The organism is Acetobacter pomorum (assembly GCF_002738225.1).
Lineage (GTDB): Bacteria > Pseudomonadota > Alphaproteobacteria > Acetobacterales > Acetobacteraceae > Acetobacter > Acetobacter pomorum.
The window spans coordinates 39552-51771 of sequence record NZ_PEBQ01000144.1; the positions used below are offsets into that span (position 1 = coordinate 39552).

The 12220-nt window shown below is 56.2% G+C and carries 16 protein-coding genes; 5 read left to right on the plus strand and 11 right to left on the minus strand.

Features of this window, described 5'->3' with window-relative positions; all coding sequences use genetic code 11:
• Nucleotides 1-46: 46 nt before the first annotated feature.
• Nucleotides 47-2233 (minus strand): FUSC family protein, encoded by a 2187-nt coding sequence (locus CSR02_RS10350; RefSeq protein ID WP_183172565.1) that lies wholly within the window; start codon nt 2231-2233, stop codon nt 47-49.
• A 242-nt stretch (nt 2234-2475) separates the two neighbouring features.
• Between CSR02_RS10350 and CSR02_RS10355 the strand changes: the two genes are divergently transcribed.
• A complete protein-coding gene (locus CSR02_RS10355) occupies nt 2476-2850 on the plus strand; it encodes a YidB family protein (protein WP_042786782.1) in 375 nt (124 codons plus the stop codon).
• A gap of 74 nt (nt 2851-2924) precedes the next feature.
• Nucleotides 2925-3452, plus strand: a complete 528-nt coding sequence (locus CSR02_RS10360) for a hypothetical protein (RefSeq protein ID WP_099541595.1) — start codon at nt 2925-2927, stop codon at nt 3450-3452.
• Nucleotides 3453-3479: 27 nt separating this feature from the next.
• Here CSR02_RS10360 and ccmI read toward each other — a convergent pair whose 3' ends face one another.
• From ccmI to CSR02_RS10390, 7 genes are read right to left on the minus strand one after another with little or no spacing between them, the layout of a single operon-like run.
• On the minus strand, nt 3480-4211 hold the full coding sequence (gene ccmI, locus CSR02_RS10365; RefSeq protein ID WP_099541596.1) for a c-type cytochrome biogenesis protein CcmI: 732 nt from the start codon (nt 4209-4211) through the stop codon (nt 3480-3482).
• Nucleotides 4208-4699 (minus strand): cytochrome c-type biogenesis protein, encoded by a 492-nt coding sequence (locus CSR02_RS10370; protein WP_042786779.1) that lies wholly within the window; start codon nt 4697-4699, stop codon nt 4208-4210. The genes ccmI and CSR02_RS10370 overlap by 4 nt, the downstream gene beginning before the upstream one ends.
• Nucleotides 4696-5277 (minus strand): DsbE family thiol:disulfide interchange protein, encoded by a 582-nt coding sequence (locus tag CSR02_RS10375; RefSeq protein ID WP_006116088.1) that lies wholly within the window; start codon nt 5275-5277, stop codon nt 4696-4698. The genes CSR02_RS10370 and CSR02_RS10375 overlap by 4 nt, the downstream gene beginning before the upstream one ends.
• The gene (locus tag CSR02_RS10380) at nt 5274-7259 is read right to left on the minus strand and encodes a heme lyase CcmF/NrfE family subunit (protein WP_099541597.1); all 1986 of its coding nucleotides are present in this window, start codon (nt 7257-7259) and stop codon (nt 5274-5276) included. The genes CSR02_RS10375 and CSR02_RS10380 overlap by 4 nt, the downstream gene beginning before the upstream one ends.
• Before the next feature lie 38 nt (nt 7260-7297).
• Nucleotides 7298-7828: a cytochrome c maturation protein CcmE gene (gene ccmE / locus CSR02_RS10385; protein ID WP_042786777.1), complete on the minus strand. Its 531-nt coding sequence runs from the start codon at nt 7826-7828 to the stop codon at nt 7298-7300.
• On the minus strand, nt 7825-7986 hold the full coding sequence (locus CSR02_RS16635) for a hypothetical protein (protein WP_162853386.1): 162 nt from the start codon (nt 7984-7986) through the stop codon (nt 7825-7827). Before CSR02_RS16635 ends, ccmE begins: the two co-directional genes overlap by 4 nt.
• Nucleotides 7983-8756 carry a heme ABC transporter permease gene (locus CSR02_RS10390; RefSeq protein WP_042786776.1) on the minus strand — a complete coding sequence of 258 codons (774 nt, stop codon included), beginning with the start codon at nt 8754-8756 and terminating at the stop codon, nt 7983-7985. Before CSR02_RS10390 ends, CSR02_RS16635 begins: the two co-directional genes overlap by 4 nt.
• 171 nt (nt 8757-8927) lie before the next feature.
• Here CSR02_RS10390 and CSR02_RS10395 point away from each other — a divergent pair, with 171 nt between their 5' ends.
• On the plus strand, nt 8928-9221 hold the full coding sequence (locus CSR02_RS10395; protein ID WP_042786775.1) for a YciI family protein: 294 nt from the start codon (nt 8928-8930) through the stop codon (nt 9219-9221).
• Between the two features lie 2 nt (nt 9222-9223).
• Nucleotides 9224-9643, plus strand: a complete 420-nt coding sequence (locus tag CSR02_RS10400; protein ID WP_099541598.1) for an EVE domain-containing protein — start codon at nt 9224-9226, stop codon at nt 9641-9643.
• 107 nt (nt 9644-9750) lie between these two features.
• Here CSR02_RS10400 and CSR02_RS10405 read toward each other — a convergent pair whose 3' ends face one another.
• Together CSR02_RS10405 and CSR02_RS10410 are read right to left on the minus strand one after the other, a co-directional pair.
• Nucleotides 9751-10086: a TIGR01244 family sulfur transferase gene (locus CSR02_RS10405; protein WP_042786773.1), complete on the minus strand. Its 336-nt coding sequence runs from the start codon at nt 10084-10086 to the stop codon at nt 9751-9753.
• A gap of 111 nt (nt 10087-10197) precedes the next feature.
• Entirely contained in the window at nt 10198-10875 is a 678-nt protein-coding gene (locus CSR02_RS10410; RefSeq protein ID WP_042786772.1) for a hypothetical protein, read from the minus strand.
• Between the two features lie 226 nt (nt 10876-11101).
• Here CSR02_RS10410 and CSR02_RS10415 point away from each other — a divergent pair, with 226 nt between their 5' ends.
• The gene (locus tag CSR02_RS10415) at nt 11102-11959 is read left to right on the plus strand and encodes an EcsC family protein (RefSeq protein ID WP_099541599.1); all 858 of its coding nucleotides are present in this window, start codon (nt 11102-11104) and stop codon (nt 11957-11959) included.
• Nucleotides 11960-12029: 70 nt separating this feature from the next.
• Here CSR02_RS10415 and CSR02_RS16640 read toward each other — a convergent pair whose 3' ends face one another.
• Entirely contained in the window at nt 12030-12206 is a 177-nt protein-coding gene (locus CSR02_RS16640; RefSeq protein ID WP_167384131.1) for a hypothetical protein, read from the minus strand.
• Nucleotides 12207-12220 lie beyond the last annotated feature (14 nt).

Consider the following 12220-nt stretch of genomic DNA (forward strand, 5'->3'; position numbering starts at 1 on the left):
GCCGGAGTAAAACCCCGGCTCTTCAATGGTTTGATTAAAAAAGTATTTATGCAGCCCGATAAGGCTTGGAAGCATCCAGAAACACAGCGTTGGCATCCAATTCGTGCGAAACCACAATCAGATAGGCAATGGCGCGTGTCAGTTCGATACGGGTGGAAATATTGGGCTCCATTGCTTCCATCCGGCGCAGGGCAGATGTGGCAACGCGTGCGGCATGGGCTGTATGGCCATATTTACCGGTAAAGCGGCTCATCCGTTTCATAACAATTTCAATAGCGCGTTTGGCTGGTGGCGGAATCTGGTTACGTTTCAACAGCGTGCGCAGGCGGATAATGTTCAGCCCGATGGTCATGGCGGCCAATGTGCCATGCAAACAACCTTCAATAGTGGGGGAAGGCGTTGGGCCGGCATGGCGGATCAGGCGTGCAAACCGGTCAATATTACGGCCAATCCAGTCTCGCGTCTGGGGCATGGGGTCTGCGGCAGCCAATGCACGTAGATCATGCAGCATGGCACGGCGCATACGCCAGCGTTCCGCATTATTGTTGAACGGCAGCACGGCCCGGAAAATCAGCACAGCAAAAAACACGCCCAACAGCACGGCTGATGTGGAATTGAACCACGCGACCTCGTTCTGTCGGCCTTGGTTGAGCGGATGCACAAAGTTGGGCAACAACAACGTATAGGCGGCAGAATGCAAGGCCGTGCCCGCGTTACGGGCTGCCAGTCCGCCGGCAATCATGGGCAGGGCAAGGGTGCCCACCAGCATTTCGTAATCTGCTTCTGTTGGCAGGACAAGAAACACCAGAAAGAACGAGACAACAGCCGCCCATATGCCGCCAATCATGAATTGGGCAGAGGCCACAACGGGGTTTTCACGCGTTGCAAACAGCCCGCATACAATGGCAACAAAGGTAATAAAGCCCAAGCCAGCGGGCCATGCCGTACATTCCCATACCAGCCCGGCAGCCGTAATGGCCACCATGGCGCGCACACCATTATAAACGGCCTCGCGCTTATCTACATGGGCTTGCAGGCGGAAATGGAAGTGATCCCCACGGATAAAGTGCTGGCTGGCATCATATTCCCGAATGGCCTGTTCCAGCTCACCCAGCAGTTCGTCCAGCGCGTTGTGCAGAATACGGCCATCCAGCAGGGCGGGAATGTTTGCATCGTTTGCGGGGTTATCATCAAACGCTGTGTCAATTTCCTGCGAAAGCGCATCGACCACACGTTGATGACATTCAGCGCGCAGTAATTGCAGGTCATGCAACAGTTCCTGCACACTTTCATCTGAATCCAGACGGTTGGGAACAGTGGTCAGAAACTCGCTGACATGGGCTGCCGTTTCACGGAAAGTAGGCTGGTCTGTCTGCACATATTGCAGGCGCACGGCCATGCCCAACCCGCGTGACAGCAGCACGGAAACAGCCGCCAGAGCAGCGCGTGCGTGGTCCCCTTCATGCCCGTGTGGGCCCATTTCCACTTCAGAAAATTCAATCTGGTCATTGATCGAAATTAGGGGGCCAAACATGGCGCGGGAGCGCACCAGTGCTTCCTCATCCCCCGCCAGCAGGCTGGAAACAGAGGTGGAAACATTGGAAAGGGCCGTGCGCAGTTTATCACGCATATTGCGGCGGGCTGTTTCGGCCAGATTATGGGCAAACAGGCCTGCCAGCGTGCCCTCGCACACAATGCCCAGCACAATGTAGGATGCGCGGGACATGGCCGTCATAAACACGTTTTCGGGGTGCGGAATGGCGCCAATGGCAATAATGGCTGTGGTGTAACCGGCCAGCACAAGCGCGTAGGAGCGGAAGTTGCGCACCAATGTGGCCATGGTGCAGCATGTTCCCACCCAAATGGACAGAATGGGGAAGAACAGCCACGCATTCTGGTTAAACGCAGAAATCAGGGTAATGGACATCACTACCCCTATGGCCGTGCCTACCAGACGCCATCGGGCCTTGGAAAGACTTTCCCCGCGTGAGCCTTGGGCCACAATCCATACGGTCATGGCGGCCCATTGCGGGTCATCCAGTTCCATCCACAGGGCAATAACCAGGGCCAGAAGGGCCGCTGCGGTGGTGCGCACAGCAAAGCCAATGGCGGCCGGGGTGGGGGAGAGCAGCCAAGCAAAGGGCATCTTTCCGCGTTCACCCGGCCGGTGCAGGGGGCGGAAATTGCGCAGGGGGCCGATCCGGTCAAGGATAAACATAGGGAGACTGGGCACGGCGACTATTTTATCCTGACAACGAAAAACAGGGAGTAACGCCACATAGAGTAGCCTGATTCCCTGCTTTTTCCTTGTGGGTTCAGACGCATATCAGCTATCAATCTTCCAGCGATGAAAGCGCGAGGGGATGGAAATTTATTTATAAATCTTGCGCATATAAGCTATCATGTTCCCAGATAGAAAAATACTGCGAATAGACTATGCTCGCAGGTCGGGTAAGATAAACGAAAGTAGGCGCAATGTCCGATTTCCTTCAAAATATTCTTGGTAAGGTAGAAAGCGCCTTAGGCGTTGATGTGCAGAGCGCCTTGCAGCAGCAGTTACAGTCTCTGCTTCAGCCGCAGAATTTGGAGGCTTTGTTGACACGGGCAGATCAGGCCGGGTTGGGTGACAAAGTGCGTTCATGGGTGAGCCAGGGTGGCAATGTACCTGCCACACCAGATGAAATTCGCACCATTCTGGGCAGTGATACCGTACATAATCTGATTGAAAAAACAGGCTTGCCGGCAGATACCGTATTGACGGCACTGACACATTTTTTGCCTGCCGCCGTGGATAAACAAACCCCGCAGGGCGTGGTGCCAGAAACTGAGGCACAAACCAAACAGGCATAATATTTTCTGCACGCCTGCAATGCATATGTGTTGAAGGCGTGCATCCTGCGCATGAATCCGGTAAGAATTACGGCATGGATGTGGGCGAACGTATTAAACGCATGGATAGCTGGCTGCTGGATGATGTCTGCCAGCCTTTGGCAGACAAACTGCCAGAACGTCTGACCGCTTTTGAAGTGGGGATGAGCTGCCAGCTTGGCTCTTTGCTCCTTTCTGCCGTATCCATTATTGCCGTGTTTGTTTTGACAGGCATGAATGATTTTGGAAACATGATCTTCAACGTGCTGGTCTGGGCTTTGTGCGTTACATTTTTTATTGGGTTGGGCCGCTTGCGTGTATTGGTGCAGCCGGGCAAAGCCAACCCCCTGCGTTATATGCTGATAAGCGTGCGCATTATTTCCATTCCCTTTACATTTTACGTTATTTATCAGGCCATTACCTCACCAGCTGCGTTTAGTTCAGTTATGTGGTTTAATGCGTTTTCCAATATTGTTTTTGTTGTGGGGCTGTATTTTATTTCCTGCCAGCCCCGTCCACCCCAGCGCCGGGCGAAGGAAGAAATCTGGGGCCGTGTGGTGGCCCCGGAAGGCAGTGGTTTTTAGCATTTAGAATGTGATGGGAAACGCCGATCAGGGGTTATCCTGATCGTGCTCTCCCTGTGCAATACGTGCCTGCACAGCGCTGCGCCATTTTGCATCCTGCGGGGCGGCATCCAGTGCCTTGCGGAAAAGTGCCAATGCTTGCGGTGTCACTTGATGGTTGGTGCGCGTAATGGCTTCTGCCGTGCGGGCGGCCAGTTCAGCATCAAACCCCATATCCAGCGCATGGTTCCACGCATCGGCGGCTTCGGCATAATGCTCGCGGGAGGCTTCAACCTGTCCAAGCAACAGGTAGCCCTGGCGTAGTGCCGGATCACCCGGCGGCAGAGTAGCGAGTGTCTGTTTCAGGCGGGCAACCAGCACATCATTTTTCTTGTCCTGCATATGCTCGGTTGCAAGGCGCGGGCCAAGTGGTTGTGCGGGCAGGGAAGGCACGCCATTTGTCAGATACAGGCCGACTGCCAGCACAGGGGCAAGGCCAAGGCCAACCCAACCCACGGTGGCAGCGCGGGAGCTATCAGCAGAGGATGGTGCCTTATCAGCTGCCAGAATACGGCGCTGAATTTCCAGCCGTGCAATTTCATGCTCCGCCGGGGCAATCAGCCCGATTGTAAGGTCACGGTCCACTTCCGCCAGCTGGGCTTCGTGCAGGGCAAGGGCAGCGCTGCGTTCATCCCGCACGGTGCGGGTGCGTTTCCATAACGTGGCGCAGGCAGGGGCCAGAGCCAGCAGGCTGAGCAGGGCAATGGAAAGCCAGATCATGGGGCGTTATCCTTATCCTTTGTCAGCTGGTCCAGCCGGGCTTTTTCTTCTTCTGTCAGCGGAGGGGGAGCAGGTGGGGCAGCGGCCCGGCGGCGGTAGAAGATAAAGGCCGAGACAAGCCCCAGCAGCAGGGCCAGAACAGGCATGCTCCACAATAACAAGGTGCTGAACGAAAATGCGGGTTTCAGGCGGATGAAGTTGCCATAGCGGTTCACCATCCAATCCATAATCTGCTGGTTGTTCTCACCCTTGGCAACGTGTTCTCGCACCACGCGGCGTAGGTCTCGCGCCAGCCCTGCGCTGCTGTCCTCAATAGATTCATTCTGGCAGACAAGGCAGCGCAGTTGGGAGCCAATGGCCTCGGCCCGTGCTTCATCCTTGGGGTTGGGCAGCATTTCCATGGGGTCATCCACAGCCAGCACCAATGCAGGTGCCGCGATAAGGGAGAACCCAACGCAGGAGGCAGCCAGAAAACGGCGCATGTTCATGGCGCTTTCAACTTTTCAACCAAAGGCAGCAATGTCTGGCTCAGAATATCATCCGTAAGGGGAGCTGCCGTGTGCCAGCGGATAACGCCACCGGGGCCGATCAGGAATGTTTCCGGCACGCCAGAAATACCCCATTCAATCCCCACACGGCCTTCATGGTCACTCCCAAGGCGGGAGAACGGGTTGCCAGAATGTTTAAGAAAGTTTTCCGCATTTTCTGGCCTGTCCTTGTAGGCAATGCCCCACATGGTCAGCTTGTCTTTCAGCGTCATCAGGGTTGGCATTTCCGCAAGGCAGGGAATGCACCATGAGGCAAAAAAGTTCACCAGAACGGGCTGTGTCAGGTTGCGTAAATCCTGCGTGTTAAAGCCCTGCATGGGGGGCTGATCTGGCAGCGTAAAATCCGGCACAGGGCGGTTCAGCACCGGTGCGTTGATATCATGCGGGTTGAAGGAGCCATGCTCCATGCCAGAAAGCATTTTCCAAAACGCAACGCCAACAACGCCAGCCCCCGCCAATGGCAAAGCCATAAGCAGGCGACGGCGGGATGCATTGGGAGGTGTTTCTGAATTGCTCATGATGCTGCACTCATTTCGGCAGAAGATTTGGCACGCTGCGGCGCACCCACACGCACACGACGGTCAGATAGCGAAAGCGCGCCACCAAATGCCATAACCAGCGCGCCCAGCCACATCCACGGGGCCAGCGGGTTGTAATGTAGGCGTAGCACGTAGGTGGGGTTGCTCTCCGGCCCATGTTTGTCACCCAGCACACCATACAGATCTGCCAGCAGGTTGGTATGGATGGCAACATCGGTTGTGGTCTGGTTTTGCGTATTAAAGCTGCGTTTGGAAGGATGCATAACGGTAATAAGGTGCCCGTTACGCCGCACTTCCAGCGTGCCTACCATAGCGGTGTAGTTTGGCCCTGGTTCCTGCTTTACGTTTGTAAGTGTCCAGTCATACCCGGCTAGATGCTCTGTGGTGCCAATGGGCACTTCCACAATTTTATGCTGGGCCTGAGACATGGCAGAAAGCCCAAGCACCGTAATACCCACGCCAATATGCGCAATGGCGGTGCCAATAATGGCACGCGGCAACATGCGCGCACGCTGCACACTGGTGGCAAACGGCGCACGGAACAGGCGCACACGTTCCACAACATCTGTAATGGTAGACGTAATAATCCAGATAGCGGCCGCTGCGCACAGGATGGGCAGAACGCCAGAAAGCTTAAAGGCCGCAACTGCACAGGCAATGGCGGTGATAACAGCCGCCACCCATAGCTTTTGCAAAATAGGCCAAAGCTGTGCGCGCTTCCACGGGAGCATGGGGCCAAACCCCATGAAGATGAACAGCGGCAATGCCAGTGGAATGGTGGTGGCATCAAAAAACGGCTTGCCCACAGAAATGGTGCGGTCAAACAGCAGGGACATAAACGGCGGATACATGGTGCCCGTTAGCACCACAGCGCAGAGCGAACACAGCAGAATATTGTTCAGCACCAATGCCCCTTCGCGCGAGACTGGAGCAAACAGCCCGCCGGAAGTGAGGGATGGCGCGCGATAGGCAAACAGCGCCAGAGAACCACCAATGACCACCGCCAGAAGGCCCAGAATGAACACGCCACGCGCAGGGTCATTTGCAAAGGCATGCACGGAGTTCAGAATGCCCGAACGCACAAGGAAGGTGCCGGAAAGCGAGAACGAGAACGTGCCAATAGCCAGCAGCACGGTCCAGATTTTAAGGGCTTCGCGCTTTTCCACCACAATGGCGGAATGAATAAGGGCAGTACCCGTGAGCCATGGAATGAGCGAGGCATTTTCCACCGGGTCCCAAAACCAGTAACCACCCCAGCCCAGCACGTAATAGGACCACCAAGAGCCCATGGCGATCCCGCAGGTGAGGAAGCACCAGGCAGCCACAGCCCAAGGGCGCACCCAGCGGCCCCATGCGGCATCCACCCGGCCTTCCAGTAGGGCGGCAATAGCAAAGGCAAACGGCACGGCAAAGCCCACATAACCCGTGTAAAGAATAGGTGGATGAAAAGCCAAGCCGGGGTCTTGCAGCAGGGGGTTCATGCCTTGCCCATCCATGGGGGCAGGCCAGATGCGGGCAAATGGATCAGATGTGGTCAGGCAGAACAGTTCAAACCCGGTCGCCACCAGACCCAACACGCCAATAACGCGGGCACGCAAAGCGGAAGGCAGGTTGCGCCCAAAAGCCGCAACAGCTGCGCCGCACAGGCCCAGAATAAGCGCCCATAAAAGAATAGAGCCTTCGTGGTTTCCCCATACGCCGGTAATTTTATACAGCAGCGGTTTGGAAACTGCGCTGTTGGCCGCAATGTTCTGGACAGAAAAATCATCTGTTACAGCGGCGTAAACCAGGCAAAGGAAGGAAGTTAGCAGCGCAATAAGCTGGCCAATGGCAAGGCCGGGGGCCAGTGCCATCAGCCGCACATCGCGGCGGCGCGCACCCATAAGGGGGAGAATACCTTGTATGGCAGCAAGCACGCAGGCCAGCGCAAGGGCGTAGTGTCCGAGTTCGGGGCTCAGCATGTCAGGGGGTAGGCTCCCGCTTTTTCAGGTCTGTAGAGTTAGTTGGTGGCAGGCTGGGTGGCGGTGTTTTTGCGGGCATCCTGCACCGTCATCTGGTTCCAGCTCTCAGCACTGGGTGGCGGGCCAAAGCGTGGGTCCCACTTTCCGGCCTTTTTCAGGGCCTCGGCCACTTCCTTGGGCATGTAGGTTTCATCATGCTTGGCTAGCACTTCGGTCGCGGCAAAATCATGCGGGGGCTGCACCGTGCCAATGGCCACAACGCTTTGGCCTTCACGGAACAGGTCTGGCAAAATGCCTTCGTAATGCACGGTTACTGCGGCCTGACCATCGGTCACGTTAAACGTGGCAACAGGTGTTTCACCCTTGCGCTCACGGTGTACGGAGCCAGCCACCACCATGCCGCCCAGCTTGACGGTTCTATCCTTGGGTGGAGGGGAGGCGACAACCTGTGAAGGTGTGACAAAAAATACGATATCGGAAGAAAAAGCCCGCAGGATCAAAGCTGCGGCAGTGCCAAGGCACGCCACGCAGGCAATGACAAGCCAAAGGCGACGGGTTTTGCGAGTCATGATTGTGGGGCGGCTCCTGCCTTGCGGGGGGCTTTCTGTTCAAGGGTGGCCAGCCGGATACGGTCGCGCTTTAAGCGCAGGGCAGCGCCAATGGAAAACACAAGCGCCATAATGGCAAACAGGCCGTAGCTGGCGGCAATATAAGGCAGATGGGTCATGCAGCGTTGCCTCTACGGCGGGGGGAGGACAGCAGGGCGCGAATACGGCTTTCCATCACGGCAGCGCGGGTGCGGGCCACAACAATGGCGGCAAACCCAAGCCCCATGCCCAGCGCAGACAAAGCCAGAGGCCACAGCATGGAGGAAGACATAGTGGGCGCGCCCGTAAGGGTAATGCTGTCTGGCTGGTGCAGCGTGTTCCACCACTGCACGCTAAACTTGATAATGGGCAGATCAACCGCGCCGGCAAGGGCCAGAATGGCGGCAGCCTTGTAGCCACGCTGCGGATCATCAAATGCCCGAATAAGCGCAATATGCCCCAGATACAGGAAAAACAGCACTAGAACAGACGTTAGGCGTGCATCCCACACCCACCATGTGCCCCACATGGGCTTGCCCCAAAGGGAACCTGTAGCAAGGCACAATGCGGTAATGGAGGCGCCCACCGGCCCAATTTCCACCGCTGCCAAATCAGCCAGCGGGTGCCGCCAGACAAGGGAGAGCAGGCCACATATGGCTAACCCGGCATATCCGGCAGAAGCCAGTATGGCGGCAGGCACATGCACATACATAATGCGCACGGAATCGCCCTGCTGCCAGTCTGCGGGGGAGAAAAACAACCCCCAGCCCAACCCCGTTAGGGTAAGGAGTATGGCAGGCCATGTAAGCCAGGGCTGAAGGCGTGCCCCCAGCTTGAGAAACTGGCCGGGATTGGCATACCGATGGAAAAAATTGCCGGTACGCGCGACAAAGGTCGGAGAGGCGCTCAAAAGTCAGTCCGTTCCATCTGTATCTGGTTCAATCCTGTGGTCTTCCTCTTTCACATCCGTTGCGGAAGTGGGAAAAGGACTACCTGTGTCCCCTTTTACAACATTCCGTGCCTCTTGACACGATGCAGTTGTTCATGGGCGTCTTGCCCGCACAACACAACGGAGGAAATTATGCTGTTTGCCATTACCTGTACGGATCGCCCCGGCGCGCTGGAACTGCGTAAGGCCACACGGGCGCAGCATCTGGCATTTCTGGAAGCCCATAAGGATGGTATCCTTTTTGCTGGCCCACAGCTGGATGCCAATGGTGCCCCCTGCGGCAGCCTTGTTCTGCTGGAAGCGCCAGACCGCGCCACGGCGGAAGGTTTTGCGGCGGCAGACCCATATGCAAAGGTAAACCTGTTTGAAAGCGTGATTATCCGCCCCCTGCGGACTGTGTTCCGTGATGGCCAGATGGCAGAATAATCATGGCCTATTGGCTGGTGAAAAGTGAGCCGGATGCCTTTAGCTGGGATGAGCAAGTGGCCAATGACGTGGAGCCATGGACGGGTGTACGCAACCATCAGGCCAAAAAAAATCTTGCGGCCATGAAGGTGGGAGACCGCGCCTTTTTCTACCATTCCAACGTGCAGCGCGCCATTGTTGGCGTGGTGGAAGTGGTGCGCGAAGGCTACCCGGACCCAACGGCAGAAACCGATAAATGGGTGTGTGTGGATGTAAAAGCCATAGCCCCCATGCCTAAACCTGTAACGCTGGCGCAGATCAAGGCGGAACCGGCGCTGGAAGATCTGGCATTGGTGCGGCAGTCTCGTTTGTCAGTCTGCCCGGTATCGGCAGAACACTGGCAGATCTTGTGTGACATGGGTGGGTGGCAAAACCCTGCCTAAAACACAGCCTGTGTTCACAATATTTTGTAGTGCCGTGTAAAATGCACCAACAAAAAAGGCCGCCCGTAATGGAGCGGCCTTTTTTGCATATAGCGCAGAGCACAGAATTAGCTCTGTGTTGCAATCGTCCATGCCTGAGCAGAGCGGTTGCCAGAACGGCAATAGGCAAAAATGGGGCCGGGCAGGGTGTTAATAGCTTCCTGCGTTTCAATCACGGCATCGGAAGAAGGCGTGAGCGGTTCGGCAACAGGAATGGCAATAAAGGAAAGCCCCGCCTTGCGTGCGGCTTCACCAATGGTTTCGGCAGAAGGCTGGCCAGCTTCTTCGCCATCGGGGCGATTGCAGATAATGGTTTTGAACCCTGCGCCCTTAATAAGCGGAATATCTTCCACCGTAATCTGGGGGGAAACGGCGAAATCGGGGGAAAGGGAATGATACTGCATGGGAATAGCTATCCTGAAAGCTGAAAAAGAACTGCCGCACAATGCGGCTTTTGGGGCTGAATGCAAGATCAGGGCAGCCAGACCCAAAAGCAGATATGCCGGGGTATGTGTTTAACGGTGAATGAAGTACATGTCTGAATACAGGTTCTTCAGCGCTGCATGGTCTGCCAGACAGTGGCGCACCAGCACAGCGCGCAGGCTGATGGCGGCCTGCTGAACAGAGGGATCTGTGCTATCTGCGTGCAGGGCTGGGTAATGCTGCATACAGGCTTTAAGCGTGGGGTTGTTCATATCCACACCAGAGCGGATCTTTTCTTTCAGATCATTATAGTAATCGGAAACCTCTTTATCAGAATCCCACAGCGGCACGGAGGTATCCACCTTACCGTTGTGCATGAAGTAAGCCACCGTGAAAAAGCCTGTTTCAGCCGCACCCGTGCCGGATTGAACTGTCATGCGGCAAGCGCGTTGTGAATAGGGCGGAAAGCTGACATCCGGCATGGCGGAAGAAGCCTGCACCTGTATGGCTGGCGCAGGTGTGTTGGGGTTGGGGGAGGCATCTTCAACATCTGCACCACCGGCTTCATGTGCCTTTTCCCATGCTTTTGCCACCAGAATATGGAAACGGTCAGACTGGCACAGATCAGGGGCGGTGCGTGCTTCAGCCAGCCGGGTTTCATATGTCTGCTGCTGTGGGGTGGCGCATGCAGCGGTTGCAACGGCAGCAGCCACCGGCGCCAGCCGCAGAAAGCGCCGCACGGAACGCTGGATGGGTGAAGGATGGGTCATGTCAGGATACTCCGCAATAAGATGTGCGCCTGGATGAAGAACAGTGTTTCTGCTTTGGAGTGTGTAAGGGCTTTATGCAAGCCTTACAACGGCGCGGGCCGCGTATGCAGGGTGGATAAGGTGCTGGGTGCTGTTTTTCGTGCCCTGTGCCTGTTATGATTACAACGGAATAGAGAAAAATAAGGCGCCAGAGTGCGTCGCTGCTTCGTTCGCAAATGGGCGTGGCATGCAGCAGGCAGGAGAGGCACGAATGAGCACACAAGAAACAGCAGGCAATGCCCTGGCTCCCATGCTTTTAAATGGAAGTGAGCTGGCAGAACTGGAACAGGCTCTGGCCGATGTAGAATCTGGCCGGGGTGTTTTGGTGCGTTTGGCAGACCTTATGGGGGGCGCTGTTGGGCATGCTGCGCGTTTGGGCCTGCGTGGTTTGGGCATGGCCCCCAATATGGAAGAAAAAATGCGCGGTCTGGCAGAAACAGCCATTACCCGTGCGTTTGATGTAGCCATTGTGGGCATGAAAGGCCCGGCAGATAGCCAGATGGCAGAAGCCCGCTGGCGTGGCCCGGCATTGCAGGCTGCAGTGGCCGTTTCTGGCGCAGTGGGCGGGTTTAGTGGCCTGGCCGGTCTGGCCCCGGATATTGGGTTTACAACGCTGACAATCATGCGTGAAATTGCCCGCATTGCGCGGGAGGAAGGGGAGGATCTTTCTAACCCGGATGCGCGCCGTGCATGTTTGGAAGTGTTTGCGTTAAAAGCCTTCCCCAACAAAAGGGATGGGGATGAAAGTGAGCTGGGGTATTTCTCGGCCCGTGCCGTGCTGCGGGGCCGCCCGGTTGTTATGCTGATTGCCGAGGTTGCTTCCCATTATGGTCTGGCATTGGGGCAAAAGCTTTCCCTCCAGCTTATGCCGGTGGCCGGTGCCTTGTGTGGGGCCTCTTTAAACACGGCGTTTTTCAACCATTATCGTGCGTTGGCCCGTGCGCATTTCACCATTCGGCGTCTGGAGCGTGAACACGGGCCGGTAGTGCGTGATACCGCCATGTCCATGCGGGATGATCTGGCCGAACGCGGGCAGGAAGCCTGATCGGTTTTGCGCACAAACCAAGGTAGATGCAAAAAAGGCCAGCTCCGGAATGGGCTGGCCTTTTTGCTGTTCAGATAGGGGTTTTCTCTCCCTTGCGGGGTGGTTCGCCCTCAATAAAGGTAGTGATCACGGCAAACCCCAGCAGAACAACGCCAATAACCTTGGCGGCCAAATGGTAATGCGGCGCCCAAAACGTGACGCCAAAACAGACCAGAATGCCGATAAGGCAAGACAGGCGCATGTTCATGGTCAAAAATTGCT

Coding starts and splice junctions, on each gene's coding strand:
- CSR02_RS10355 (WP_042786782.1), top strand. CDS start 2,476: ATGTCCGATTTCCTTCAAAATATTCTTGGTAAGGTAGAAAGCGCCTTA.
- CSR02_RS10360 (WP_099541595.1), top strand. CDS start 2,925: ATGGATGTGGGCGAACGTATTAAACGCATGGATAGCTGGCTGCTGGAT.
- ccmI (WP_099541596.1), bottom strand. CDS start 4,211: ATGATCTGGCTTTCCATTGCCCTGCTCAGCCTGCTGGCTCTGGCCCCT.
- CSR02_RS10370 (WP_042786779.1), bottom strand. CDS start 4,699: ATGAACATGCGCCGTTTTCTGGCTGCCTCCTGCGTTGGGTTCTCCCTT.
- CSR02_RS10375 (WP_006116088.1), bottom strand. CDS start 5,277: ATGAGCAATTCAGAAACACCTCCCAATGCATCCCGCCGTCGCCTGCTT.
- CSR02_RS10380 (WP_099541597.1), bottom strand. CDS start 7,259: ATGCTGAGCCCCGAACTCGGACACTACGCCCTTGCGCTGGCCTGCGTG.
- ccmE (WP_042786777.1), bottom strand. CDS start 7,828: ATGACTCGCAAAACCCGTCGCCTTTGGCTTGTCATTGCCTGCGTGGCG.
- CSR02_RS16635 (WP_162853386.1), bottom strand. CDS start 7,986: ATGACCCATCTGCCTTATATTGCCGCCAGCTACGGCCTGTTTGCCATT.
- CSR02_RS10395 (WP_042786775.1), top strand. CDS start 8,928: ATGCTGTTTGCCATTACCTGTACGGATCGCCCCGGCGCGCTGGAACTG.
- CSR02_RS10400 (WP_099541598.1), top strand. CDS start 9,224: ATGGCCTATTGGCTGGTGAAAAGTGAGCCGGATGCCTTTAGCTGGGAT.
- CSR02_RS10405 (WP_042786773.1), bottom strand. CDS start 10,086: ATGCAGTATCATTCCCTTTCCCCCGATTTCGCCGTTTCCCCCCAGATT.
- CSR02_RS10410 (WP_042786772.1), bottom strand. CDS start 10,875: ATGACCCATCCTTCACCCATCCAGCGTTCCGTGCGGCGCTTTCTGCGG.
- CSR02_RS10415 (WP_099541599.1), top strand. CDS start 11,102: ATGCAGCAGGCAGGAGAGGCACGAATGAGCACACAAGAAACAGCAGGC.
- CSR02_RS16640 (WP_167384131.1), bottom strand. CDS start 12,206: ATGAACATGCGCCTGTCTTGCCTTATCGGCATTCTGGTCTGTTTTGGC.